The sequence below is a fragment of the Sagittula salina genome, assembly GCF_017813235.1.
Lineage (GTDB): Bacteria > Pseudomonadota > Alphaproteobacteria > Rhodobacterales > Rhodobacteraceae > Sagittula > Sagittula salina.
Genome location: NZ_JAGISH010000087.1, coordinates 1 through 241, shown reverse-complemented (window position 1 = coordinate 241; position 241 = coordinate 1). Strand labels below are relative to the sequence as shown.

Below are 241 nucleotides of genomic sequence, written 5' to 3'. Positions count from 1 at the left end.
ACCGCTCGACTGGTCCGGCGGCGTCCAGCGCGCGCTGCAGCCCGTCCTCGCCGCCGAACTGGAAGCCGAGCTGCGTCGTATAGGCCGCGCAGGCAGCGAAGCGTGCCGCCGCATCGCCAGGGATCGCGCGTTCCGGATCGACTTCCATCGCCGCAGCGAAGGGGCGGGCCGTCTCGCGCTGCGGACGGGTCGCATAGGGGAAATCGGTCCACCACAGCACCGGCAGCCCGGCGGGCAGCAC

1 protein-coding gene is annotated in these 241 nt (G+C 73.0%); it reads right to left on the bottom strand.

Going from position 1 to position 241, the window contains the following annotated elements; translation table 11 throughout:
- A partial coding sequence (locus J5474_RS22660) for a hypothetical protein (protein ID WP_209364286.1) occupies nucleotides 1-241 on the bottom strand: 241 nt, incomplete at both ends.